We start from the raw sequence: 25,592 nt of genomic DNA, 5'->3' as shown, positions 1-25,592 counted from the left end.
TCCTATATTTAATATGTATTCTGTTTACTCCACGGCAGTCTCGCCGCTCTCGCCAGCACTGCCGTCCTGGCCGGCCGCCGTCAGGTCCTCCGCCTCCAGCGCCTCGGCGGGAATCTCAAACTCCGTGGCCGCGTCAAAATTGGCGCAGGTCATGCGGATCACCGAGCTCACCAGCTCGCTGGCCGCCTCCTCGTCGGTGGTGCCGGGGTGGCCCAGGGTCTCGTCGATGCTGGCCTCCATGTTGTCAATAACCTTCAGCATATCCATCTCCATCTTCACCAGGTAGCCCGCCTGGTCCACCCATACGGCGATCTCAGCGGCGGGCATGCCCTCCAGATCGGCCTTGATCTTGCTCTGCTGGTCCTCGGACATGGAGGAGATGGACTCCAGATAGCCGTTTGCCTCCAGGATATCCACCAGGGGCTTGCCGCTGAGGGAACCGGTGTACTTCACCGCCTGGGCGTCATTGACGGTTTCCGTGCCGCTGTTTCTGAAGCCGGAGGCTCCGGCCAGGTAGTCGGAGAGCGTATCCCCGGCATTATAGGTGTCCAGCACCTCCTGGGTGGTGGTCTGCTTGGCCCAGTAGCTGCCGTCGGTGGCGTACTGCACCAGCTCCTCCCCCTCCCTCTGGGCGTACATGGTGATGGTCTGATTGAAGGTATCCTCGCCGCTGGCCATGTCCAGCGCCACCTCCGCCTTAATCTTCAGCGGCTCCTGGAAGGTGGTCAGATTCATCCGGTTGGTAACGGACAGGTCCTGATCCTCGGAGGTGTACTCCGCCGCAATCTCAATCACAGCGTCCAGACTGGAGGCGCTCTTCACCTTCTCCAGCGCGGCGGCTACCGTCTCATCGGCGTTCCCGCCGGAGCAGGCCGCGAGAGACAGCGCCAGCAGGGCGGCGGCCCCCAGGGCGGCCGTACGTTTCATCCATTTCATTGTGCATTGTCCTTTCTTTCCGATACGCGGCATACGCGCAGCTGTGGACAGTATAGCACGTTTTCTCCCCTCTGTCACCCATTTCCATACCTTTGGGGCCAGTGCCGCTCCTTTTTCTTTTCTCTTCTTGCCATTGCTCCGCCGGTGTGCTAGGATGGATTTCATGGCAGTATATTCTGTCACTTCCGACGTTCTGGAGGCGATGTTCCGTGTTCTGTCCCAACTGCGGCTTCCCCTACGGCCCTGACGACCGCTTCTGCGGCCGCTGCGGCGCGGCCCTCCCCGCCCGGGAGGATGCTTCCCCTGCGTCTCCCTCTCCGGAGCCTTCCCCTCCCCGCCTCGCCCAAAGCGGCGGCTGCCCCGGTTTGTGATTCCGGCAGTGCTGGTGCTGGCTGCGGCGGCAGGCGCGCTGACCTTCTTCCTCACCCGCCCGCCCCAGCTGGACCCCTCCTTTGGTCTGTACACCGATTGGTTCTTTTCCCTGCTGTTAAATGAGGATGCCACCCAGCTGGAGCTGTGGAGCGGTACAGAGCGGTTGCTGACCCTTCCGGCGGAGAGCGCCGGCCTCCGCTCTGTCTCTGCCTCCTTCCTGGATGAGGATGAGCCCGTGCTCCTCCTGGTGGACGCCGAGGGCGACCTCTACCGGGCCGATTCCAAGAGCTGCGCCATGCTTGCGCAGCAGGCGCAGAGCTGCTCTCTCTCCTGCGACGGGAGCACCGCCGTCTGGGTGGACGGGGAGCACCGGCTCCATTTTCAGCAGGGAGACGCCCCGCCGGTGACAGCGGTGGAGGATGCCGCCTACTCTGCCCTTCTCTCTTACGGCGGCAAGTCCCTTGTGTGGGAGACGGCGCTCATCCCCGACTCCGGGCCCCGCTACTATTACCTCTCCCTGGACGGCGGCCAGTCCCAGGGCCTGCCCGCGGATGACATCTCTCCCCTCCTGGTCACCGACAGCGGCACTGTGTACTACGTCTCTATGCGCAGCGGCAGTTGCCACCTGTACGCCTGGAAGGGCGGAGAGAGCACCCAGATCACCGATTGCCTCTCCCTCTCGGCGAGCCCGCTCTTCAACCAGGACGGCACCCAGCTTCTCTATGTCACGGAGGATGACAGCGGCGCTTCCACCTGGTTCTACCGGGAAGGGGAGGAGCCCCATCGGATCGGGTCCTTCGCGCTGAACGCCCTCTGCGCCCCCTCCTATGCTGAGATCCGCACCACCTATGTCACGGACAGCCCCCTCGCTATCTCTCAGTACAACGTATCCACCCTTCTGGAAAAGGTCCTGGACACCGACCAGGGGCTCTGGCTGATGGACCGTGAGGCGGCTGCCTCGCCTGTGTTCCCGGAGAGCACTATCCCCTCCGCGGCCTATGTCTCTCAGGACGGAAACAGCCTTGTGGTCCAGACCACCGGCCGCAGTGAAGCGAACGTGCTCTACCGCTTTGACGATCTGTGGGGCGACCCGGTGTCCCAGGTGCTGGCCCAGGGGCATATACTCTCCCTGCTGGGCGCCTCCCCCGACCTGTCCCTCCTGCTCTACACCCTCCCCGCCATCCCGGAGAATGCGCGCGACTATTACGCCCTCCGGGCCGGCGGCGAGCCGGTGTTTCTGACCCAGGGCAATGAATTCGCCGTGGTCACCTCCGCCAACATAGTCTGCTTCGCCTCCTCCTCAGATGACAGGGCCCAGCTCTTTCTCTCCGACGGCGTGGGTGCGCCCATACCGCTGGATCTGTTCATACCGATGGACAGCTACTTCACTGTCTATCTCACACAGGCAGGCGACCAGACCCTCCTCAGGCTGGGCAGCGGAGCCGTCACATACCTCTGTACCGTCTCCCCCGACGGCACCCTCACCCTCCTGACAACAGGTATAAACCCTGCATACTGACTGCCGCCTTTCCACCGTGCAAAAAAAACGGAGCGCCGCGCCCCTGAGGGGCGCGGCGCTCCGCGTCTATTCTGATTCTCTTATCGCCTGGCCGGGGTCTCCGCCGGGATCCCTCTGGACCGCAGCTCAGCCAGAAAGATCTCCCGTCCCTCAAAGAGGAACTCCAGGTTTACCCGCCTGCCGTTCTTGAGGAAGATGGCCATCCGGCGGCCGCCCAGCAGGTCCACCCGGGCGATATCCCCCATGGGAATCCGTCTGGCGGGGCCGTAGCCCTCGCAGCAGAGGAGGGTGTCGTCATCCTCCAGCCGGACCCTGGCCCGGACGGGCCGCAGCAGAGATGCCGCCCCCAGCACCGCCACCACCACGGCGCCGATGCGGCACAGGAGCCGCAGGCTGTCGTCCCCTGTCAGCTCCAGAGCGCTGCACACCCACAGCAGCACCGCCGCCGCCACAAACACCGCGCCCGCCAGGAGGTAAGAGGTCCTCAGACTTCGATTCATCCGATATTCCATGCTTTTTCCTTCTTTCAGGAAGAGTGCCGCAGGGTCCGCGTCTGCGCCGGATTCTGCCGGCATGCAGAGGCGACCGCCTCACTCCGGGCTTGCCCCTCTGCACCGTAGGCATTATAATATAACGAGACGTCCGGCGCAACGGTCATTCTGGTGGAAACACAGCGGCGTTTCTCCCCGGATTTTTGTCTGCCTGCCCGCCCGGCGGCTCCGGTGACTTTACAGAGGAGGTTTTCCCATGCTCAAGCATATTGTCGTATGGAAGTTCAAGGACGAGGCCGAGGGCAAGTCCCGGGCCGAGAACTGTGCCTTGGTCCGGCAGCGCCTGCTGGCCCTGGTTGGGGTCATCCCTGAGGTCAAGCGCATGGAGATCGGCATTGACATCGGCTCCATCCAGGGCAACTTCGACCTGGCCCTTATCGTGGAGACCGACAATACCGCCACCCTCTCCGCCTATGCCAACCACCCCGCACATCTGGAGGTGGTGGACTACATCAAAAAGGTCGTCGAGCAGCGGGTGGCCGTAGATTTTGCTTTCTGAATATTCCGGCGCAAAAGGCGCCCTGTTTTTTGACAGGGCGCCTTTTCTGTTCCTCTTTTTATCTGTTTTCGCCCTTTCTCTCCGCCCTCTTTTCACGCTTTGTTTCTTTTTTGTCTAAAATATTTCTATATTATACTATATTTTTTATATATTTTTTACTATTTTGGACAGTTGACACATTTCCTTCTCAGTGGTATTATTCTTTCATAATTATTCACATAATTGTGAGTATTCCGTATTTTTATTCTGTGTGCCTGCAATTTGAGAGAAGGAAAGGTGAAGCAAATGAAAAGCAGTACCCACACCCCCAACAAGTGGCTGTCTCTGATTCTGGCGCTGGCCATGTGCCTGTCGCTGGTCTCTGTGCCCGCCGCTGCCGCGGAGGCGGAGACCACCGCCGCCCCTGCCGCCAGCTTTGTCAACACCACGGAGGACGGCGGAGAGAACGCCATCTCCCTCACCGCCGAGCGGACCTTCAAGGTCATGCTCCCGGTGGACATGACCCTGGACCAGGCCCAGGCCGCCGCCGCTGAGGCTGTGTGGTCCCTGGTGCCCGACGAGACCCAGGACTACCTGGACGACACCCTGTTCCCCAACCAGACTGAGGGCGGCGCCCTGAGCACCTGGATGTGCAAGGACGGGGAGACCCCCTTCTTCACCGACCTGAGCGCCTCCGCCGAGGAGGCGGACGGCCAGGTGTACGTGACCCTGACCTTTGCCAACAGCTGCTACTTCCTGGACGACTTCAGCGTGCCTCACACCAACGGCGGCTACTATATGGACGTGTGCGGCTACTTCAATCTGACCGCTCAGGCCGACGGGGAGACCCTGGGTTCCGTGGGCGTGAAGATTGCCCCCTACGACCAGTTCCACACCATGGACGAGCTCTATGCCGAACTGGACGAGATGGTAGCCTTTGCCGCTGAGAACACCGACCTGTACGTGGAGAAGTTCTCCATGGGCATGAGCCAGGGCGACAACGGGCTGGAGAGCCTGGACATGCCCTACCTCATCGTGGCCAGGGACAAGGCCGCCGTGGAGAAGTGGCAGGAGATTAAGGAGGAGGCCGAGAATGACCCCTCCGCCCTCATCGCCAAGATTGAGAACGGTACCCTGGGCGACTACCAGGTGCCCGTGATGTACTCCAACGTCCACGCCAACGAGGTGGCCGCCAGCGACGGCGTCACCGCCTTTGCCTGGATGCTCCTCAACGCCGCCGCCGGCGACGGCGCCATCGACTACGACAGGCTCACCGGCTTCACCGCCGAGGGCGAGGCCGAGCTGGCCGCCCAGATGGGCCCCGAGGGGGAGGCCGGCTCCGTGGCCGTGCCCGACCTGGTGGCCGACACCGCCACCTACCTGGGCTACATCAAGGGTAAGAACGCCGACGGCACCACCGCCGACGTGTCCACCGTGGTGGACCTGGAGAAGTACTACACCATCGAGACCGAGACCGTCAATGTGGACGACCTCCTCAGCGACGTGTTCTTCATTCTGGTGCCCGAGGAGAACGTGGAGGGCCGCACTTACCTGACCCGTACCTCCTCCGGCGGCTTCGACCTGAACCGGGACAACTCCTTCCAGACCCAGGCCGAGACCCAGAACATGACCGCCCTCATCGCGGAGTGGAACCCTGTCAGCTTCGCCGAGTTCCACGGCCGGGTGGAGACCTTCCAGTGCGAGCCCTGCGATCCCCCTCACGAGCCAAACTTTGAGTACGACCTGCTGGCCGAGCACCTGATGACCGGCGGCGAGGCCCTGGGCATTGCCGCCGTGGCCAATAACGGCGGCCACAACAGCTATGTGACCCCCCAGCGGGACTACCTGAGCTACACCGGCGAGGTCAACGCCGACGGCAGCTATCAGACCCAGTGGTACGACCCCTGGGACGACATGTCCACCAGCTATACCCCCCAGTACGCCATGCTCCACGGCACGGTGTCCTACACCGTGGAGGTCCCCGCCTACGACGACTATATGGTCACCGCCCTGGCCTACGGCCAGCTGGGCCAGAGCGACTACATCGCCCAGAACAAGGAGAGCTACCTGCTCTGCCAGACCAAAATCTTTGAGCGGGGCGTGACCAACGCCAACTCCGACGCCTACGAGCTGGTGGGCCAGTGGTTCGCCGACCAGTACGACGTGGAGGGCGCCGAGGCCGATCTGTTCCGCCCCGAGTACGACGGCGAGGGCCAGAACGGCAACTTCTATCCCGAGTGCTACATCATCCCCCTGGACGGCGCCAATCAGAGCAACCTCCAGGCCGCCGATGAAATGCTCACCTATCTCACCCGCAACGGCGTGGACGTGATGGTGGCCGACGAGGCCTTCTCCTACGGCGGAGTGGAGTATCCCGCCGGCACCGCCGTGGTCTCCATGTATCAGGCCAAGCGGAGCGTGGCCAACGGCGTGCTGTACGACGGCACTGTCATCACCGAGTGGCCCGTCCTCTACTCCGAGGGCATCACCGCCTTCAACCACACCCGCGGCTTTGATATGATCACCTGCGCCGAGCCCGCCGCCTATGAGGCCATCGCCGCCGCCTGCTCTGTGTCCGACAGCTGGGATGTGTCCTCCTCCTTCACCGGCGTCACCGGTGAAAAGGTCATCCTGTCCAATGCCTCCGAGGACTCCACCAGCGCCGTCAACGACCTGCTCCGGGCGGGCAAGACCGTGGCCATGATCCTCACCGGCGAGGACAAGGGCTCCTTCCTGTGCGACTACGCCGACTGGCAGTCCGTCTCCCAGACCTACCTGCTCACCGGCAAGGGCGTGGCCGCCGCAGAGGCCCCTTTGTCCCTGACCATCACCAAGGCCCCTGTGATCTACATCTCCGGCAAGCCCGCCGACAATGAGACCGGCTTTGTCAAGAGCACCCTGGTCAGCGGAGCCGCCCAGTACAACTACGACCGGCAGTCCATGGAGCTGCTGGGCTTCACCGTCACCGACAACGCCGCTGAGGCCGACCTCATCATCGGCGCCGCCGCCCTGGACGACCAGGCCCTGGCCGCCGTCAAGGCCGGTACCCCCTATATCGGCTACGGCTCCAACGCCATGCGCTCCGCCGTGTCCCTCTTTGCCGAGGGCGAGCTGGTCCGGGAGACCGTGGACCGTTCCGCCATGGACGCCCTGGCCTATGTGACCTACCCCGCCGACAGCCTGGTGACCGCCAGCTATGTGGCCGAGGGCGACGACGTGCTCTACGGCTACGGCGCCGGATACTTCTCCGCCATCCCCGACGGCGCCCAGGTGCTGGTGCAGCTGGACGGCTCCCGGGAGCTGCTGGAGGGCTTCCTGCCCAGCACCGGCGCGCACTATGCCGACTTCCTCAACAACTCTGTCCAGGCCATCGAGTACCACGGCGGCGGCCTGAACCTGGTCCTCTTCGCCAATACCCTGACCAACAAGGTCCACCAGCGGGATGAGTTCAACTTCATCAGCAACACCGCCTTTGCCAGCCTGCTGGGTGGCATCTGCACCGGCAGCGCCGACAGCGGCGACAACGCCAAGGCCCTGGCCGCCGCCAGATATACCGACGTGGAGTCCTCTGACTGGTACGCCGAGGCCGTGGGCAGCGCCACCGCCCAGGATCTGCTCCAGGGCAACGGCAAGGGCGCCTTCCTCCCCCTGAGCACCACCGACCGCAGCGCCCTGGCCATGGTCCTCTACCGGCTGGCCGGCTCTCCCGAGGCTGAGTCCGCCGGCTTCTCCGACGTGGCCGACGGCGTCTGGTTCGCCGACGCAGTCAACTGGGCCGCCTCCGCCGGCGTGGTCCAGGGCAGCAGCGGCGCCTTCTACCCCACTGCCGCCCTCACCCGGGAGCAGGCCGTGGTCATGCTGTACAACTACGCCGCCTCTCTGGGGCTGGACGTGAGCGGCAGGGCCGATCTGAGCGCCTACGCCGACGCGTCCGACGTCTCCGGCTATGCCGCCGACGCCATGGCCTGGGCCGTGGAGGCCGGCCTGGTCGCCGGTACCGGCACGGGAGACACCCTCTCCCCCAAGGCCACCGCCACCCGGGCTGAGCTGGCTGTCCTGGTTCTCCGGGCCGCCGGTCTCTTCGCCGCCGCGGAGGCCTGAACGCCATAACAAAAACCGCGCCTGTCGTTTTGATAGGCGCGGTTCAGGCTTTCGAAAAAGTGGCTTCCGCCACTTTTTCGAAGGAGCTTCATGAAATTTTTGCCTCGATTTCTGATGAAATTGTCGGCAAAGAGGCGCATGTCCCCGAAAATGACGGATTTTCATTTGATTCCGTCATCTGCGGATGACGGAACTCTGCGAGGCTTCCCCTTCTGGGAGGTTTTTCGACAAGCTGAACCGCGCCTGTCGTTTTGACAGGCGCGGTTTTTTACAGTTTTAACCAGAAATTAGGTCAGCTTTTCTCCCCTTCCGCCTGTTTGGCGGCCTCAGCGGCCTTTCTGGCCTGGACGGCCGCCTCCCGGCGGGCCATGTTCTCCTCCAGGCTCTTGTCCGGCCGGGCGTTGATCTCCCCGCTCTTCAGGCCCAGCCAGGCCCGCAGCTTCTCAATGCCGCCGCCGCTCATGGGGAACTGCTCCACCGACTCGATGACGGAGAACTCCCGGCTCCAGGGTCCCTCCCAGATCTCGGCCGTCAGCACCTGCTCCTCTGCTCCGTCTTCACCGGCCACAGTGGTGGGTGTCACCTGATAGCGCAGCTTGCCGTCGCTGGCAATCCAGATATTCTCATTCTGAAAGTGAGACAGGACCGGCAGAAACATCCCTTCCATCCCGCGCGCCTCCTTATGGGCCGCTGCACGGCCCCGCGTTTTGATAGCAGACCATATTATAACATCCCTTCTCCCCCTCGACAAGGGCGGCAAGACGTGGTATGCTCCTTCTGCCGGAGCGCTTCCGGCCGTTTCATTCCGCTTTTGTCTCCTGAAAGGATGTGTGTACATGCGTTACGCAGTTTTGTATTCCAGCGGCACCGGCAACACCGAACAGGTGGCCCGGTCCATTTATGCCGCGCTTCCCGCCGGCGAGGCCCGGCTGGAGGCCGTGGGACCGGACACCGCCGTCCCCGAGGAGGAGGTGCTCTTTCTGGGCTTCTGGACGGACAAGGGCGTCTGCCCCCCGGCCATGCAGGCGCTGTTTGCCAAGCTGAGCGGCAAGCAGGTGGCCCTCTTCGGCACCGCCGGCTTCGGCGGCAGTCAGGCCTATTTCGACGCCATTCTCCAGCGGACCCAGGCGCTGCTCCCCGCTGGAAACATCGTGCTGGGAGGCTGGATGTGCCAGGGAAGGATGCCCGCCGCCGTCCGGGTCCGGTACGAGGCCATGGCCGCCCAAAACCCCGATGACCCGAAGCCTGCCAGCTTCCTGGCCAACTTTGACCACGCCCTCTCCCACCCCGACCAGGCGGACCTGGCCGCCGCGTCCGCCTTCGCCGCGGAGATGGCCGCCAAGGCCAAGGGCTGAGCGCGCTCCGGGCCGTCTGTCGGGAACGCGTTTTTTATCCATTCATCAAAATTTCTCTGCGCTGTATAGAACCGGGCGGAATTCCATATCCTCTGTGTTAGAAATCAACCACGGAGGAACTGCCATATGAACCACAGAAAAAAGCTCCTTGCGGCGGTGCTGGCCGCCGCCCTTCTGGCGCTTCCCGTCCCCGCCGCCCAGGCTGCATCCGGTGCGCCTGCGGTCAACTGCGGCGCGGCAGTGCTGATGGAGAAGGAGACCGGCACCATTCTCTATGAACAGAATTCCCACGACAAGCTGGAGCCCGCCAGCGTGACAAAAATTATGACGCTGCTCCTGGTGATGGAGGCCATTGACAGCGGCCGCATCTCCCTGGACCAGACGGTGTCCATCTCGGCCCGCGCGGTCTCCATGGGAGGCAGCCAGATCTGGCTGAAGGAAGGGGAGCAGATGACGGTCCGCGACCTGCTGAAGGCGGTGGCCGTGGTATCCGCCAATGACGGCGCCGTGGCCCTGGCCGAGCTGGTGGCGGGCAGCGAGGAGGGTTTTGTGGCCCTGATGAACCAGCGTGCCGCCGAGCTGGGCATGGCGGACACCACCTTTGTCAACTGCACCGGCCTGCCCGCCGCCGGGCACCTGACCTCCGCCCATGACATCGCCCTCATGAGCCGGGAGCTGATTCTCAACCATCCCTCCATCCGGGAGTACACCACCATCTGGATGGACTCTCTGCGGGACGGCGCCTTTCAGCTCACCAACACCAACAAGCTCATTCGCTTCTATGACGGCGCCACCGGCCTGAAGACCGGCTCCACCGACTCCGCCCTCTACTGCCTCTCGGCCACGGCGGAGCGGAGCGGCATGGAGCTCATCGCGGTGGTGCTCAAGTCCCCCACCTCCCAGGAGCGTTTTGACGCGGCCCGGGCCCTGCTGGACTACGGCTTTGCCAACTATACGCTGATGGATGTCTACCCCGACCAGGCCCTGCCCCCCATCGATGTGCTTCTGGGCGAGGCGGACTGTGTTCAGCCTGTGCTTTCTCAGTCCAGCCGCATTTTGGTGGATAAGGCCCAGCTCAACAGCGTAACCTCCCAGATCAACCTGTGTGAGAACGTGGAAGCCCCGGTGGAGGCCGGCCAGAAGCTGGGCGAGATGGTGGTGACGGTGGACGGCCAGGTGCTTCAGACCATCCCCATCGTGGCCGCGCGGGCGGTGGATCGGCTCACAGTACCCGGCATCTTCCTCCGCTTTCTGGACCGTCTGTTTATGGCCGGGTAAATTGTTCCAATTGCTCCGTTTTGTGTCCGTTCCGGCTCTTTTCCGGCGCGGACACATTTTTTTGCAAAACCGCTTGACATATTCCCATCAATGTGGTAGTATTTTTTCAACGGATAGTTAGCTTTAGCTAACGAAAATCCGCTGTGCAGTCATTCTGTTTCCCCCATCTTATGCCGGAGCGGCGCGGTCCCTCTCCCGCCCCGCTCCGGCCCCTCCTTTGGCTTGTGATTCAGCGCACAGCCTTCTCTGATGATGCGAAAGCGCCCGGACGTTTGGTCCGGGCGCTTTCGCGTTGTTTTTACTTCTGATCCAGCACAAATCGGGCCAGGGCCTCCTTGCGGGGAGCGCTGTCCATTATGGTGCCGGTGACGCCGCAGGCAATGCCCGTGACCTCGATCTCACCGGCCATCGCCCGGTCGGCGCTGCCGGCGACATGACGGCCGCCTCCGGCTCATATATAGATACCATAAGAAATCAGAGGAGGAATTTATCATGAAGCTGTTCCTGGTCCGGCGCAAAATACTGGCGGCCTTGGCCTGTGTGCTGGCAGCCGCCGCCATGTTCTATGTGGTCAATCACCCCGCTGTGGTGGGCGTATCCGCCACCACCCGCCAGCTGCCCATCTACTGCGTCCAGCGCGACCAAAAAATGGTCTCCATCTCTTTCGACGCGGCCTGGGGTGATGTAAGATAGCGGCGCAGCGCTCCCAGGGGCATGGCCGTGCGGGAAACGCAAAAAGGGTATGCACCTCCATCGGTGCATACCCTTTTTCTGTGAGAACAGCCGCCGCTCCGTCAGGCCGGGCGGGGCCGGGACAGAGGACGGGACATTAGGCGCCGCGTCTCCTCCCGGAGCAGCCGGTCCGCCCCGGCCTGTGCGCGCCGCTCCGCCCAGTACTGCCCGGAAACAGCGTATGCGCGCTCCGCAAAGGTCTGCCGGCCATATCCAACACCGGCCATGGGGCCCACGGCTGCGCTGCGGAGCGGGGCCGCCCTTCTATGGCTCAGTTCTCCCTTCGACATGGTCCGTCCTCCTTTGCCGTTTTTCTTTGATTTGACCTTACCCCCCATGTTTCGACCCCGCAACCGGCCGCCCCGGGAAGCCGTCGGGACGCTGCCGGGACCTCTCCCTCCCCCCTCTCCGGGGATTGCGGAAGAAAAATTTGTATGGTACACTAAATTCAGCTATTTCCCCTGCCATTGCGACAAAAAGATTCTTTTGTTTTTCCCCCTCTGATTCCCGTTTTTTCGCGCTGATATGAAGAAAAGCATCCCGACGCTGTCGGGATGCTTGAGCGTGTTAAAAAACCTTCCCTGAAGGAAAGCCTCGCAGAGTTCCTGCGGCCGAAGCGTTCCTGCGGCCGAAGCCGCAGGAATCAAATGAAAATCCGTCATTTCCGAGGACATGCGCCTTGGAAATGACACTTCTCGCGCAAGGTGGACCGACTTTCCCGTCCGGAATCGAGGTCCATCTTGCGCGCATCTCCCTCGAAAAAGTGGCGCAGGCCACTTTTTCGACAGACTGAGCATCCCGACGCTGTCGGGATGCTTTTAAGGAGCGTGCGTTGTCATGTCCAGAAAGAGAGAGCGTTCCTGGCGGGAACGGCTGGTAAGCGCCAAAAAGCTGGATGCCTTTCAGGAAAACGTGGCGGCTGACCTGGCAAAAGAGATCGCCAGGACGGAGGACAGGCTCCGCTCCGCCCCGCCCGGCGGTGCGGAGGAACTGGAAAAGGAGCTCGGCCAGTACCGGAGGGCCCTGGAGCGGCTGCACCGGGTCGGCCCGGAGCCCCGGCGGCACGTGACGCTGTGGGGCCTGCGGGAGGTGCTGTGTACCGGCCAGCCTCCCATTCTGGGCGCGGGGAAGTCGCCCGGAATGGATGTGCTGATGGACTGGGTATTCGGCGGGACCGTCTTTGACATCCAGCTGCTCCGCGGGGAGAAGGGCCTGACCAAAAAGAGCGTCCAGAATAAGCTGTCCATTCTCCAGCACGGCTGTTATCAGTACCGGGAGACGGGACGGCAGGAGGTGTGCAGGGAGTACCTGGACCGGCTGCTGGCCCAGTATCTGGACCAGCCCGCCCTGAGGCTGGGGCAGGTGCGGGACCGGCTGGACGAGAGCTGCGCCCGCTGCGGCTTCCAGCTGGACGGGACGGCCGCGCTCCAGATCGACGGACTGTTCCAGGGCGTCCGCCGGGAGCTGGGCAGGCCCTCCGTCTCCTGGCAGGTCCACGGGCGTGAGCGGGCCCTGCGGCAGCTGAGCCTGCTCTTCATCCTGGCCCTGCTGAGCGAGGACTGCTATCCCGCCCCCGGCAGCCCGGCGGGCCGCTGGCTGGCCGGGGAGGGCGGGGCCCAGGACGGTCCGGCCAGCGCCGTCTCCGCCCCGCCCCGCTGGGATTTCAGCGGGGACGGCGGCGTCTTCCAGTGGAATATGGAGGAGATCGCCGAGGCGCTGATCCCGGACGTGACCGTGGAGGGTCAGACCTTTCGCGCTCTCCCGTCCGGGGAGGGCCGTCCCTGCCGCACACCCATGGAGCAGATTCTGGAGCGATGGGACGCCGCCCGGCTGTTCCTCCTGTGCGGGGAGCGGGACAGCGCCGTGTCCGGCGCGGGGAAAACCACCTCCTTGCGGCTGCTGGGCCGGTACGCGCCCCAGTTCCGGCCCATCTTCGTGCCCCTGAGCCGGGTGTATGCCGCCTACGCGATGCGCAGCCTTCAGCGGGAAAACGGGCGGCCCAGACTGCTCACCTGGCTGGCGCTCCAGGGTATCCCCCTGCCGGACCAGGCGGCGCTGTCGGGCCGACTGCTCATTCTGGACGGGCTGGACGAGATCACCGCCCCCGAGGGGATTCAGGCCCTGTGCGACGACCTGGTTGCTCTGTGCCAGCTCCCCGCCCTGCGGATCATTGTCAGCAGCAAGCTGCCCCCCGAGGAGCTCGCCGCCTGGCATCTTGGACTGCGGGACGTGGCCAATCTGTGGCGGGCCGGCGTGCCCTGCCGGATTCAGACCATCGCCCCTGCCCAGCGGCTGGACTATCTCCGCCGCAGCGGCCAGGAGCAGCCGGAGGACAGTGAGGACCTGAACACCCCCTTCCTTCTCACCCTGTACGGCTCCACCCGGCGCTTTCTCGCCGGGGCCCACGCCCCTGTCTTTCAGAGCGTCCTGGACCGATGGCTTCCCGCCCCCGCCGGGCAGGGGCAGGAGGCCCTCTTCTACCGCTACCTGTGCGTCCAGATCTGCCGCTGGTGCGAGAGCTGCCCGGGGGATGACGTGCGCAGCGAGCTGGACGCATTTTTCCTGCTGTTTGCCCTGCCCGCCGTGGCCTTCCGGATGCTGGCCCACCGGGTGTGCGACAGCTACTATGTGCCCTCTGCCGCCGAGCCGGTGGACAGCGCGGCCGTGGAGCGGATCATCGGCCAGAGCTTCCCGGCCTTCCGGCAGGCGCTGCGCTATTTCCCCCAGTACCGGCGGGGCGGACTGGAGATTCTTTCCACCCAAGGCGACGCTCTGACCGCGGCGGGGCTTGCCGCCGGACAGGCCGCCGCCGTCCTGCACCGCAGCTTTGACCCGGATACCCTGGAGTGGGCCTACCACTTTGTCAACCACGCCATGGGGGACAATCTGGCCATGCTCCACCTGGCCAACCTGTTTTTTGCCGCGTACCATCAAACGATAAAAAATCAGGGGGATATGGAGGGTCCCTTCTGGGACTGTCCCGCCCACTACCTGCCCCGGCCCGTGCTGAAGGGGGCCTTCGGCTTCCTCTGCCAGCTGTTTGGCGGAGAAGAGGCCGTCCGGGAGATTCTCCAGGGCGGCCCGGAGCGCATCCCCTGCGCCGGTTTCTCCGGCTATCTGCTCTGCACGCTGGCCGCCGAGCTGTGCGCCGCCGTGGGATTGCCCCGGCAGCGGGCCTGGCTCTCCGCGGCCGCCGGCCTCCGCGCCGGTATGGACGGGGCCTGTTCCGGCCGGATCGGGGTGGAGTATGTCGTGCTGGATCTGTGCGAGCAGGCCCGGGAGTTTCGGCTGGAGGGGGCGTTTTCCCCGGGGGCGGAGGCCGCCCGAAAGGCCATCCGGGTCCACCGGGACCACCCGGAGTTCAAAAACTCCGACGGATACCACAGCCTGGCCAAGGTCTATCTGGAGCAGGTGGCCCAGATCTTGAATGGCCGGAGCCCGGGAGACCGGGCCCTTACCGCCGTTCCGCCGGAGGAGCGGGCCCTGGCCGATCAGGTCTGGTCAGCGCTGCACACCCTGGCGGCCCGGGGCTCGGACTGGCCTGAGACAGACCCGGTGCTGGGGCGGCTTCTGCCCCAGAGCCGCCCGGTGCTCCCCGCCCTCCTGGCGCTGGCGGACCGGGCCAGGCTGCGGCTGGAGCACTACCAGTCCAGGGACTGGATGGGCAGCGGGACGGTCAAGTTCCTGGTGGAGTGCTCCTATACGGCAAAACTGCTGAGCATCTACGCCGCCTTTCACGAGGGGGCCTCCGGCCCGGCGCTGAACATGCTGGGCTGCTTCTGCGAAAACCAGCAGGAGCTGCTGGAGAACAGCCCGGGACTGGCCTTCTTCCAGCAGAACCCGGACCTGCACAGCCCCATCCCCCGGGAGGCCCTCTTTGACGGCGCCCACGCGCTCCACGCCTGGCAGCTCTACCTGCGCATCTACCAGATCCAGCGGGGGCTCCAGCCCTACTCCGCCCGGTGCCTGGCCGACCTGCTGCTGCGGCGGCAGGTGCGGCTGAGCGGGACGGGAGAGGCCCTGCCCGGACCAGGCCGGGACCGGGATTGGAACCAGGCGGAGCTGGATTTCCTGTGGGAGGCCACCAACCGCTCCTGCACCAGCGGGAGAAAGGGCTTCCAGCTCTGCCGCATCCGGTTCCTCAACGAGCTGCTGGAGCGGCAGACGCCGGAGCTGTATGTCCACGGCGCGATCCGGGACAGGGCCGCTCTGGGGCAGGAGCTGGAGCGCCGCTACCGCAGGGAGTGGGAGGACTGCCAGTGCGGCCCCCGCCTGCGGAGGGAGGCGGGGTATGCTCCGGATCTGTTCACCATCATGCTGCTGGCCGAGTACGGGCCCCTCCGGCCTGTGCCGCTGGACGTGGAGGCGTGGAAGTCGGCCATCCGTGTCTTCTTCCAGCAGCAGATCCCCACCGCCGCCGGGCTGGAGAAAAAGCTGTCCGACGCGCTCCGGGACCCCCGGAACCGCAATACCGACCCCGCCGCCCTGCGGGCGGCCCTCTGGGCCGGCCTGAGCCGGGTCCACTACACCACCGGGTACCACCTGGGCATGGATGGCCTGCGGCTCCACTGGGAGCGCCTGTCCCGCCTTACCCGTGTGTCGCCTGAATTTCAGACGTTATTCCGGGGCCAGGGCACCCTGGAGTGGCAGCAGGCGGCGGAGCGGCTGACAGAGGCTGAGATCCTGTCTGAAACGTAACAGGAGGCTCCGGACTGACCGTCCGGAGCCTCCTGTTTGCGTTCATCGCTTTTATCTCTTGATGTCGTAGCTCTGGTTCATGATGGCGCGGATGGTGTCCGCGTCGTCGGTAATATTTCCGTCGCCGTGGATGGTGTGCTTGATGACGCTGCTGGCCACGGCGAAGTTGACGGTCTCCTCCGGGCTCCAGCCCTTCAGCATGGCGTAGATGAGGCCGCTGGCAAAGGCGTCGCCGCCGCCCACCCGGTCCAGGATGGTGAAGGTGATGAGGCGGCTCTCATAGGTCCGGCCCTGGTACCACATGTAGGCCTTGAGGCTGTTCTCGCTGCCGCTGTGGGCGTAGCGCACATGGCGGGCAATACATTTCAGGTTGGGATAGCGGGCCACAAAGGCCTCAAACACCGCCGTCTGCTGCTCCAGGCTGGGCTGGAGGGGCACGCCGTCCTTCCAGTCCCCTTTGCTGTGGTCGTGCTCGTCCTTCCACAGGTGGTAGGGCTCGATGCCCAGCAGAACATCCACATAGGGCAGGCATTTGGTGCAAAAGTCCCGGGCCTCCTCCCAGCTCCACAGGGTGCTGCGGAAATTGCCGTCAAAGCTGATGGTCATGCCCTTCTCCCGCCCCGCCTTCAGGCAGTCCAGCACCAGCTGGGCGCAGGAGGGGCTGAGGGCGGGGGTAATGCCGCTGAGGTGGAGCCAGTCAAAGCCCTCCAGCAGGGCGGGCAGATCCACATGGCGGAAGTCGTACTCGGCGAAGGCGCTGTGCTTGCGGTCATAGGTGACCTTGCTGGGGCGGATGCCGTAGCCGGTCTCCAGGTAGTAGGTGCCCAGCCGGTGAGTGGGGGTCTCCTGGGGGGTGCTGAGGATGACGGGGGTGCAGTGGACGTCGTTGCTGCGCAGCATGCGCACCGCGCTCTTGCCCAGGCTGTTGTTGGGCACCACGCTGAAAAAGGTGCTGTCAATGCCCAGGTTGGCCAGGGCCAGGGCGATGTTGGCCTCGCTGCCGCCGTAGCTGGCCTCAAAGCTGGTGGCCACCCGGATTTTCCCGTAGTCCGGGGGCGTGAGCCGCAGCATAATCTCGCCCACGGTGATGAACTTCCCTGTGTCCCCCTGCTGGCTCAGAAGCGGATTGCGGTGGATCATAGCCTGCATCTCCTCTCTGTCATAGATAAAAAAGGCCGGCTGCTGGTGCAGCCGGCCCTGTTTTTGTGATGTTCAGCGCTGGATGCGGCCGGAGCCGTCGCCGCCAGCCAGCTTCTCCACCTCAGCGACGGTGACCATGTTGTAGTCGCCCTCGATGGAGTGCTTGAGCGCGGAGGCCGCCACGGCGAACTCCACCGCCTCCTGGGTGGACTTGCCGGACAGCAGGGCGTAGATGAGGCCGCCGCCGAAGCTGTCGCCGCCGCCCACGCGATCGATGATATGGAGATCGTACTTCTTGGAGAAGCAGTACTCGCCGGAGGCCACGTCGTAGAGCATGGCGCTCCAGCCGTTGTCAAAGGCGGAGTGGGACTCCCGGAGGGTGATGGCCACCTTCTCAAAGCCGAACTTGTCGGCGAGCTGCTTGGCCACGGACTTGTAGCCCTCCCGGTTGATCTCGCCGGCGTAGATGTCGGTGGCCTCGGCCTCGATGCCGAACACGTCCTTGGCGTCCTCCTCGTTGGAGATGCACACGTCCACGTACTGGCACAGGCGGGTCATGGCCTCCCGGGCCTGGTCCCGGGTCCACAGCTTGCCCCGGTAGTTCAGGTCGCAGGAGATCTTCACGCCCCGGGCCTTGGCGGCCTTGCAGGCGTCCTCACAGGCGTCCACCAGGTTGGGGCCCAATGCGGGGGTGATGCCGGTGAAGTGGAACCAGTCCACGCCCTCAAAGATGCTGTCCCAGTCGAAGTCGGAGGGCTGGGACTCCTGGATGGCGGAGTGGGCCCGGTCGTAGATGCACACGCTGCCCCGCTGGGAAGCGCCCTTCTCGTTGTAGTAGATGCCCACCCGGTTGCCGCCGCGGACGATCTTGCTGGTATCCACGCCGTACCGGCGCAGGGAGTTGACCGCCGCCTGGCCGATGGCGTGGGCGGGCAGCTTGGTGACGAACAGAGCGTCGGCGCCGTAATTGGCCAGGGACACGGCCACGTTGGCCTCGCCGCCGCCGAAGCTGAACTCCAGGTGGTCGGCCTGGACAAAGCGCTCGTAGTTGTAGGGCTGGAGCCGGACCATCAGCTCGCCGAAGGTAACAACTTTCATATGTCGGGATTCCTCCTGTATGCCGCCTTACTTCTTGCCCACCAGGTGGACTGCAAAGCCGCAGATTTCATCGGTCAGATAGATGGCGTTGAGGGTGCCGTCGGAGAGGTATTTGGCGGTGGAGGGGTCAAAGGTGAAGCCCTTGGCCTCCAGCTCCGCCTGGGCCGCGGCCACGTCGGGGGTGCCAATGGCGATGTGGCCGTGGGTGCCCTTGTAGGGCTCCTTCATGACCTCAATGCCGCTGCCGGCAAAGATGGAGCTGTTGCCCTCCTTGGCAGTGAAGCCGAACAGGGTGCTCAGCAGCTCCGCCGCCTTCCGGGCCTCCTCCGCATTGGCGCCGTTGATGCCCACATGGGCCAGCGTATACTCAGCCATTGCCCCGCACCTGCTTTACGATGGCCACGGACTCCTTGCACAGATTGACAATCTCGTCCCACTTCTGGTTGTCGATGAGGTCGGCGGTGACCATGTAGGAGCCGCCGCAGGCGCAAATGACTGGGCAGGACAGGTAGTCCTTCAGGTTTTTCAGGGAGATGCCGCCGGTGGGCATGACCTTGAACATGGGGAAGGGGGCGCTGAGGGCCTTGATCTTGGCCAGGCCGCCGGACTGCTCGGCGGGGAAGAACTTGAGCACCTCCAGGCCCAGCTTGTAGGCGGTGTGGTAGTCGGTGGCGGTGGTGCAGCCGGGGTAGACGGGCACGCCCTTCTCCTGGCAGTACTTGACGATCTCCACGTCCAGGCCGGGGGTGACGATAAACTTGGCGCCCGCGGCCACGGCCTCGTCCACCTGCGCGGTGGTGAGCACGGTGCCCGCGCCCACCAGCATGTCGGGCCTGGCCTGGCTCATCAGCTTGATGGCGGTGGCGGCGCCGGCGGCCCGGTAGGTCACCTCGGCGACAGGTACGCCGCCCTCGCATAGGGCATTGGCCAGGGCCACCGCGTCCCGCTCGGGGTGGTTGAGCTTGATCACCGGCACGACGCCGATGTTGGAAATGGCTTCATTCATGGCATTCATCTTGATAACGCTCCTTTTCAGCAGCAGTAAATCTTGTCTACGACCCGGCGGGGTTCTGGAGCACCTGGGCGTCCTGGGCCACCGGCACGTCCGCGTACCGGTCGGGCTCCGGCATGGGCAGGCTCTGCATGTAGGCGTGCATGGCCTCTGCCACCCGCTTGCCGTTGGCCACCGCCTCCACCACGGTGCGGGCGCCGTTGACCGCGTCGCCGGCGGCAAAGACGCCGGGGCGGCTGGTGCGGCCGTCCTCGTCCACGGCCAGCAGGCCCTTTCCGGTGGTATCGATGCCCCGGGTGGTCTGGACCAGGTTGCTCTCCGCCCCCTGGCTGACGGCGATGATCACGCTGTCGCAGGGGTAGAGCTGCTCCGTCCCCTCCCTGGGCGCAACGGAGCCGTCCTCCCCCTTCTGATTGTCGGCCAGCACCACGCCGTCGTCCCGGATCTCCAGGGTGGTCTTGTCCATGAGGAAATCCACCCCCTCCAGCCTGGCGTAGCTGGTCTCGTACTGGCTGGCGCTGATGGTGTCCCCCCGGGCCACGCACACCACGTGCCGGGCCCCCTTGCGGATGGCGGTGCGGGCGCAGTCCATGGCGGAGTTGCCCGTGCCGATGACCACCACCCGCTCTCCCAGATGGAAGGCGTCGGGGTTGGCCAGATAGTTGATGGCGTAGCTCACGTGGCCCAGGCTCTCGCCCTTGATGTTCAGCCGGTTGGGCCGCCACAGCCCCGCGCCCACAAACACGCTCTCATAGCCGTCCCGGAACAGGTCGTCGATGGTGAGGGTGTTGCCGATGTAGGTGTTGGGGCGGAACTTGATGCCCTTGAGCTCCAGGTGCCGGTAGGCGATGTCGTCCAGCACGGCGTCGGGCAGGCGGAAGTCAGGGATACCGTACCGCATGACGCCGCCGATCTTGTCCCGGCCATCAAAGATGGTCACCTGGTAGCCGTACCGGGCCAGGATGATGGCGATGGTCAGGCCGGCGGGGCCGGCGCCGATGACGGCGGCCCGGCGGCCGTTCCACGGCGCAGGGCCCTTCACCATCTTGTTGGCGTAGGTGGTGGAGATGTAGTTCTCGATGATGGAGAAGTGGACCGGCGCTTCCTTGATGCCCCGGATGCAGTGCCCTTCGCACTGGCTCTCGTGGTTGCACACCAGGGAGCAGACGGTGGTCAGCGGATTGTTCTCAAAGAGCATCCAGCCCGCCTCGTCCAGCTTGCCTTCCTTCAGCAGGCGGATGACCTCCGGGATATTGGTTCCGATGGGGCAGCCCTCCTGGCACCTGGGCTTTTTACAGCCCAGGCACCGCGCTGCCTCGTCCATAACATGAAGCGCCATAGCTTATTACACTCCGGAGTAGGCGGCGAAGCCGGCGTCGATGGGCAGGACCACGCCGGTGATGGCGCTGGCAGCCTTGTCGTCGCACAGGAAGAACACGCCGCCCAGCAGCTCGTCGCTCTCCACGAACCGGTTCATGGGCGTACCCGCCAGGATCTTGGCGGTACGGGGAGTGGGGGTGCCGTCCTCATTGAAGAGGAGCTTCCGGTTCTGGTTGGACACCAGGAAGCCGGGGGCAATGGCGTTGCAGCGGATGCCGCTGCCGGCGAAGTGGGTGGCCAGCCACTGGGTGAAGTTGGAGATGGCGGCCTTGGCGCCGGAGTAGGCGGGGATCTTGGTCAGGGGGATATAGGCGTTCATGGAGGAGATATTCAGGATGCAGCCGTGCTGCTTGGCCACCATGTCCTTGGCAAAGACCTGGGTGGGCAGCAGGGTGCCCTGGAAGTTCAGCTTGAACACGAAGTCCACGCCGCTGGGCTCCAGGTCAAAGAAGGTCTTCTGACCCTCCTTGGCCTCGTGCTGGTACTCGTTGTCGGTGGTGGCCCGGGGGTTGTTGCCGCCGGCGCCGTTGATGAGGATGTCGCAGGGGCCCAGATCCTGGAGCACCTGGGCGTGGACGGCCTCCAGAGCCTCAGGCTCCAGCACGTTGGCCTTGTAGCCCTCGCAGATATAGCCCTCGGCCTTGCACTCGTCGGCCAGCTTCTTCACCGCGTCCTCGTTCAGGTCCAGGGCGGCCACCTTGGCGCCCGCCTGGGCGAAGGCCTTGGCCATCTCGCCGCACAGCACGCCGCCGGCGCCGGTCACAACGACGACCTTACCGGTAAAATCCACATTCAGAGGCAGATTGATCATAATAAAGCTCCTTCTTTCAGAAAAAACAGATTACTTCCTTGCCTTCTCGCAGGCCTCGAACAGGCCGTTGATGTAGGCCGCGCCCAGGGCCCGGTCGTACAGGCCGTAGCCGGGCTTGCCGGTCTCGCCCCAGATCATGCGGCCGTGGTCGGGCCGGACATAGCCGTCAAAGCCGGTCTCCACCAGGGCGTTGACAATCTGGTACATATCCAGGCTGCCGCAGCTGGACAGGTGGGCCCGCTCCTCAAAGGAGCCGTCCTCCATAATCTTCACGTTGCGGATGTGCATGAAGGCGATGCGGCCCATGGCGGAGTACTTGCGCACCATGGCCGCCACGTCGTTGCTCCTGGCGCAGCCCAAGCTGCCGGTGCACAGACACAGGCAGTTGGCGGGGGAATCCACCAGCTTGAGGAACCGGTCCAGGTTGGCCTCGCAGGTGATGATGCGGGGCAGGCCGAAGATGGGGTACGGGGGGTCGTCGGGGTGGATGGCCATCTTCACGCCGCACTCCTCGGCCACGGGGATGACCTTCTTCAGGAACCGCTCCAGATTGGCCCACAGGCCCTCCTCGCCGATCTCGCCGTAGGCGGAGATAAGCTCGCGGACCTCGTCCTGGGTGTAGCTGGAGTCCCAGCCGGGCAGGTGGATATCGTCCTTCAGGGGGTCCAGGCCCTTCATCTGCTCCCAGTACATCACCAGGCTGGTGGAGCCGTCGGGGGCTTTCCGGTCCAGCTGGGTGCGGGTCCAGTCAAAGACGGGCATGAAGTTGTAGGTCACGCACTTGACGCCGTACTTGGCGCAGCGGCGGATGTTCTCGCAGTAGACCTCCAGCAGGCGGTCCAGGTCGCCCCGGCCCAGCTTGATGTCCTCATGGACGGGGATGGACTCCACCACGTCAAACACCAGGCCGTTGTCCTCGCAGTCCTTCTTCAGGGCCGCCAGGCTCTCCTCGGGCCAGACCTCGCCGGGCTTGACATCGTACACAGCGGTGACAATGCTCCGCATACCGGGAATCTGGCGGATATATTCCAGAGAGATGGGGTCGCTCTCTCCGTACCAGCGAAACGAAAGCTTCATTGTGTTCTCCTTTAATTACAGATTGAAGTAGCGTTTGGCGTTGTTAAAGCAGATATCCTGCACCAGTCCGCCCAGGGCGGGCAGGTCGCAGGGGTACTCCCCGTTCTCCACCCAGCGGCCCAGCAGGGCGCACAGCACCCGGCGGAAATACTCGTGCCGGGCGTAGCTGAGGAGGCTGCGGCTGTCGGTGAGCATGCCGATGAAATTGCCAAGCACGCTCAGGTTGGCCAGGCTGGTCAGCTGCTCAGTCATGCCGGTCTTGTGGTCGTTGAACCACCAGGCGCTGCCGTGCTGAATCTTCCCCGCCGTCTCCGGGCCCTGGAAGGCCCCCAGCAGGGTGTCGATCCACTCATTGTCCGCCGGGTTCAGGCTGTACAGCACGGTCTTGGGCAGGTTCCCCTCCCGCTCCAGGGCGTCCATGAGGCGGTAGGTGGCGGCGCAGCTGTCGGTGACGGCGATGCAGTCAAAGCCGGTGTCCGGCCCCAGCTGCTCCATCATGCGGCTGTTGGGGTTGCGCATGCAGCTGAAGTGGAGCTGCATCACCCAGCCCAGCCTCCGGTACTCCCGGGCGCAGTGGAGAATCACCGCGGTCTGGTAGCCCTCGGCCTCCTCCCGGGTGAGGGTCTCCCCTGCCCTGGCCTTGTTCATGGCCGCAGTGGCGGCCTCGTCGCTGACCATGCGGCACATCACATAGTCCAGGCCGTGGTCGGCGGAGCGGCACCCGTGGGCGTCAAAGAAGGCGATGCGGTCGCTGAGGGCGGCGCGCACGTCGTCCACTGTGGCGATGGTCCGGCCGGTGGTCTTCTCCAGCTGGTCCAGATAGGCGGCAAAGCCGGGCTTGTGCAGGTTCACCGCCGGGTCGGGCCGGAAGCTGGGGCACACCTGCACAGGGAAGGAGTCGTCCCCCGAGAGCTTCTCGTGCCACACCAGATCGCTGCAGGGGTCGTCGGTGGTGCCCACCATGGCCACGTTGCTGCCCAGAATCAGCCCCCGGGCGCTCATGGCCGGGTCGTTCTGCAGCTTGTCGTTGCACAGCTCCCAGACCTCACGGGCGGTCTCCCCGCTGAGCACCCCTGTGTAGCCGAAGTAGTTCTTCAGCTCCAGGTGGCACCAGTGGTACATGGGGTTGCCGATGGCCCGGGGCAGGGTCTGGGCGAACTTCTCAAACTTCTCATAGTCGGAGGCGTCGCCTGTGATATACTTCTCCTCCACACCGTTGGAGCGCATGAGCCGCCACTTGTAGTGGTCGCCCCCCAGCCAGAGCTGGGTGATGTTCTCAAAGCGCCGGTCCTCCCAGATATCCTTGGGGTCGATGTGGCAGTGGTAGTCCGCGATGGGCATGGGGGCCGCGTAGGTGTGGTACAGAGTCCGGGCAGTCTCCGTGTCCAGCAGAAAGTCATCGCTCAGAAAGGATTTCAACTGTTTTTCTCCCCTTCCGTTCAGTTTTTCAGCTGCTCGGGTACCTGATCCATGGTCTGGTACCGCTCCATGGCCTCCTCCAGGGACATGCCCTGATCAATGGCGGCCTTGCGGGCGGCGTTGATAGCCTGGATTTCCTTCATCCGTTCGCCGGTGAGGGAGTACTTCCGCATGGCAATCAGCGTCGCAATCCAGGCCACCATGGGGATGATGCAGAAGAGGACGATGACCACCACGTTCATCCCGGGCACATAGGGGGTCTCCTTGGTGGGCAGCACGTCCAGCCCGATGAAGCCCACCGCCAGGCCCACCACCGTGGCGCTCAGGGAAGACACCAGCTTATCCACCAGGGCAAACAGCGTACCCATAATGCCCGGCACAAACTTGCCCGAACGGTAGGTCTCGTAGTCGGCGCAGTCGGCCACCATGGGGATGGGCATATCCGCCGTGGCGTAGTAGGCGCCGTAGCCGATGCCGAAGAAGAGGATGAACAGCACGGTGTACAGGTTGATGGAGATGCGGAAGCCCGGCTCGAAGAGCTGGCCCTCAAAGATGGAGAAGTTGAAAGCCGGGTCGTCCTGCTTCCACAGCAGCAGCAGCACCAGCACGCCCACATAGCACACCAGGGCTACGGCCACATAGCGCATCAGGGAGGCCTTCTGTCCCTTCTTCTGGGCGGTGCGCACCGTCAGGGCGAAGAAAGGCACCGCGAACACATAGCCCAGGATCATCATGGGCAGGTACAGGTTGTCGTAATTGCCCATCATGCAGCCGTAGAGCATAATGAGTACGCTCATATTGGTGGCGATGGACAGGGCCAGCTTGCACCCCGCGCCGGCCACCATCAGGCGCTGAATGGGATTGTTGTTTCTGATGATGTCCACATACTCGGAGATTTTGACCTTCTCGGTCTTTTCACCGGCAATGCCGAAGTATTTGGGCTGGTCCTTCTCCCAGATGCCGATAATGGCCAGAATGGTCAGCGCCACAGACACCACGATGCCGATGGGAGCCATGGTGGCAAACCAGGTCCGGTTGTAGTCGCCCAGCATTCCGTCCCCGGCCAGGATGGGGCCCAGGAACTGGATAACGCCCATGCCCAGCAGGGAGCCCACCGTGTTGAACACAGTGAACAGGGGGCGCTGCTTGGGATCATTGGTCAGCACCGACTGGGCCGCACGGGTTACCGAGGTCTGGCAGGCGTAGCCGATGGCCCACACCGCGTAGAACACCACGAAGAGCACATAGCGCAGCCACATCATGGTGTCCGGTACGAAGGGGGTGAACATGTACAGACAGATCACCGATGCTCCCATGATAATGCTGCCCAGCACCATAAAGGGGCGGAATTTGCCGAATTTGCCGTTGGTCTTGTCCATCAGGGCGCCGATGATGGGGTCCGTAACGGCGTCCAGCACCCGCATGGCGGTTACCATGATGGAAGCGAACGCCACAGCCAGCCCCAGTACGGCGCTGCCGAAGGTGGCTACATAGGACAGTATCAGCACGTAGTACACATTTGTCGCGCCGTTGTTCAGGGGAAACAGGACAAGTTGATAGGGTTTTGCCCGGTTCAGTCCAGAAGCAGGCGTGGATTCCCGTTTCATAAAAGCTCAAGCTCCTTCTTCGTTAAGA

The 25,592-nt window shown here is 64.1% G+C and carries 20 protein-coding genes; 8 read left to right on the top strand and 12 right to left on the bottom strand.

What is annotated here, in order from left to right; all coding sequences use genetic code 11:
• Positions 1-24 precede the first annotated feature (24 nt).
• The gene (locus tag QZY67_RS02855; protein WP_295368443.1) at positions 25-936 is read right to left on the bottom strand and encodes a hypothetical protein; all 912 of its coding nucleotides are present in this window, start codon (positions 934-936) and stop codon (positions 25-27) included.
• 101 nt (positions 937-1,037) lie between these two features.
• Here QZY67_RS02855 and QZY67_RS11920 point away from each other — a divergent pair, with 101 nt between their 5' ends.
• Positions 1,038-1,307 carry a zinc-ribbon domain-containing protein gene (locus QZY67_RS11920; protein ID WP_366448930.1) on the top strand — a complete coding sequence of 90 codons (270 nt, stop codon included), beginning with the start codon at positions 1,038-1,040 and terminating at the stop codon, positions 1,305-1,307.
• The gene (locus tag QZY67_RS02850) at positions 1,304-2,827 is read left to right on the top strand and encodes a hypothetical protein (RefSeq protein WP_295368442.1); all 1,524 of its coding nucleotides are present in this window, start codon (positions 1,304-1,306) and stop codon (positions 2,825-2,827) included. The genes QZY67_RS11920 and QZY67_RS02850 overlap by 4 nt, the downstream gene beginning before the upstream one ends.
• Before the next feature lie 80 nt (positions 2,828-2,907).
• Here QZY67_RS02850 and QZY67_RS02845 read toward each other — a convergent pair whose 3' ends face one another.
• Entirely contained in the window at positions 2,908-3,327 is a 420-nt protein-coding gene (locus tag QZY67_RS02845; RefSeq protein WP_295368441.1) for a hypothetical protein, read from the bottom strand.
• 247 nt (positions 3,328-3,574) lie between these two features.
• Between QZY67_RS02845 and QZY67_RS02840 the strand changes: the two genes are divergently transcribed.
• Together QZY67_RS02840 and QZY67_RS02835 are read left to right on the top strand one after the other, a co-directional pair.
• Positions 3,575-3,877, top strand: a complete 303-nt coding sequence (locus QZY67_RS02840) for a Dabb family protein (RefSeq protein WP_295368440.1) — start codon at positions 3,575-3,577, stop codon at positions 3,875-3,877.
• A 285-nt stretch (positions 3,878-4,162) separates the two neighbouring features.
• Entirely contained in the window at positions 4,163-7,957 is a 3,795-nt protein-coding gene (locus QZY67_RS02835) for a M14 family metallopeptidase (RefSeq protein WP_295368439.1), read from the top strand.
• Positions 7,958-8,249: 292 nt separating this feature from the next.
• On the opposite strand, the gene QZY67_RS02830 is transcribed toward QZY67_RS02835, so the two are convergent.
• The gene (locus tag QZY67_RS02830) at positions 8,250-8,624 is read right to left on the bottom strand and encodes a hypothetical protein (protein ID WP_295368438.1); all 375 of its coding nucleotides are present in this window, start codon (positions 8,622-8,624) and stop codon (positions 8,250-8,252) included.
• 169 nt (positions 8,625-8,793) lie between these two features.
• Between QZY67_RS02830 and bilS the strand changes: the two genes are divergently transcribed.
• The 4 genes from bilS (at position 8,794) to QZY67_RS02810 (ending at position 16,020) form a co-directional block, all read left to right on the top strand.
• Positions 8,794-9,312, top strand: coding sequence for a flavodoxin family protein BilS (bilS, locus tag QZY67_RS02825; protein WP_295368437.1), 519 nt, complete (start codon positions 8,794-8,796; stop codon positions 9,310-9,312).
• Between the two features lie 126 nt (positions 9,313-9,438).
• Complete coding sequence (locus QZY67_RS02820) at positions 9,439-10,590, top strand: D-alanyl-D-alanine carboxypeptidase family protein (RefSeq protein ID WP_295368436.1); 1,152 nt, start codon at positions 9,439-9,441, stop codon at positions 10,588-10,590.
• Positions 10,591-11,082: 492 nt separating this feature from the next.
• Positions 11,083-11,283 (top strand): hypothetical protein, encoded by a 201-nt coding sequence (locus tag QZY67_RS02815; RefSeq protein ID WP_294532328.1) that lies wholly within the window; start codon positions 11,083-11,085, stop codon positions 11,281-11,283.
• Between the two features lie 876 nt (positions 11,284-12,159).
• Positions 12,160-16,020 carry a hypothetical protein gene (locus tag QZY67_RS02810; protein ID WP_295368435.1) on the top strand — a complete coding sequence of 1,287 codons (3,861 nt, stop codon included), beginning with the start codon at positions 12,160-12,162 and terminating at the stop codon, positions 16,018-16,020.
• 51 nt (positions 16,021-16,071) lie between these two features.
• On the opposite strand, the gene QZY67_RS02805 is transcribed toward QZY67_RS02810, so the two are convergent.
• The 9 genes from QZY67_RS02805 to QZY67_RS02765 all read right to left on the bottom strand — a co-directional run bounded on the left by QZY67_RS02805 (position 16,072) and on the right by QZY67_RS02765 (position 25,564).
• Positions 16,072-17,169, bottom strand: coding sequence for a sugar kinase (locus QZY67_RS02805; RefSeq protein WP_366448929.1), 1,098 nt, complete (start codon positions 17,167-17,169; stop codon positions 16,072-16,074).
• 63 nt (positions 17,170-17,232) lie between these two features.
• Positions 17,233-18,258 (bottom strand): sugar kinase, encoded by a 1,026-nt coding sequence (locus tag QZY67_RS02800; protein ID WP_294532343.1) that lies wholly within the window; start codon positions 18,256-18,258, stop codon positions 17,233-17,235.
• Positions 18,259-18,285: 27 nt separating this feature from the next.
• On the bottom strand, positions 18,286-18,633 hold the full coding sequence (locus tag QZY67_RS02795) for a VOC family protein (RefSeq protein ID WP_295368434.1): 348 nt from the start codon (positions 18,631-18,633) through the stop codon (positions 18,286-18,288).
• Positions 18,626-19,264 (bottom strand): bifunctional 4-hydroxy-2-oxoglutarate aldolase/2-dehydro-3-deoxy-phosphogluconate aldolase, encoded by a 639-nt coding sequence (eda, locus tag QZY67_RS02790; protein ID WP_366448928.1) that lies wholly within the window; start codon positions 19,262-19,264, stop codon positions 18,626-18,628. The genes QZY67_RS02795 and eda overlap by 8 nt, the downstream gene beginning before the upstream one ends.
• A 46-nt stretch (positions 19,265-19,310) precedes the next feature.
• On the bottom strand, positions 19,311-20,609 hold the full coding sequence (locus QZY67_RS02785) for an NAD(P)-dependent oxidoreductase (RefSeq protein ID WP_295368433.1): 1,299 nt from the start codon (positions 20,607-20,609) through the stop codon (positions 19,311-19,313).
• A 6-nt stretch (positions 20,610-20,615) separates the two neighbouring features.
• The gene (locus QZY67_RS02780; protein WP_295368432.1) at positions 20,616-21,461 is read right to left on the bottom strand and encodes an SDR family oxidoreductase; all 846 of its coding nucleotides are present in this window, start codon (positions 21,459-21,461) and stop codon (positions 20,616-20,618) included.
• A gap of 30 nt (positions 21,462-21,491) precedes the next feature.
• Positions 21,492-22,538: a mannonate dehydratase gene (gene uxuA, locus QZY67_RS02775; protein WP_294532359.1), complete on the bottom strand. Its 1,047-nt coding sequence runs from the start codon at positions 22,536-22,538 to the stop codon at positions 21,492-21,494.
• 15 nt (positions 22,539-22,553) lie between these two features.
• A complete protein-coding gene (uxaC, locus tag QZY67_RS02770) occupies positions 22,554-23,957 on the bottom strand; it encodes a glucuronate isomerase (protein ID WP_295368431.1) in 1,404 nt (467 codons plus the stop codon).
• Between the two features lie 20 nt (positions 23,958-23,977).
• Positions 23,978-25,564: an MFS transporter gene (locus tag QZY67_RS02765; RefSeq protein ID WP_295368430.1), complete on the bottom strand. Its 1,587-nt coding sequence runs from the start codon at positions 25,562-25,564 to the stop codon at positions 23,978-23,980.
• Between the last annotated feature and the right edge of the window lie 28 nt (positions 25,565-25,592).

This window comes from uncultured Pseudoflavonifractor sp., assembly GCA_904419835.1.
Classification (GTDB): domain Bacteria; phylum Bacillota; class Clostridia; order Oscillospirales; family Oscillospiraceae; genus Pseudoflavonifractor.
The sequence above is the reverse complement of the archived record's forward strand: the minus strand, read 5'-3'. Positions and strand labels throughout refer to the sequence as shown.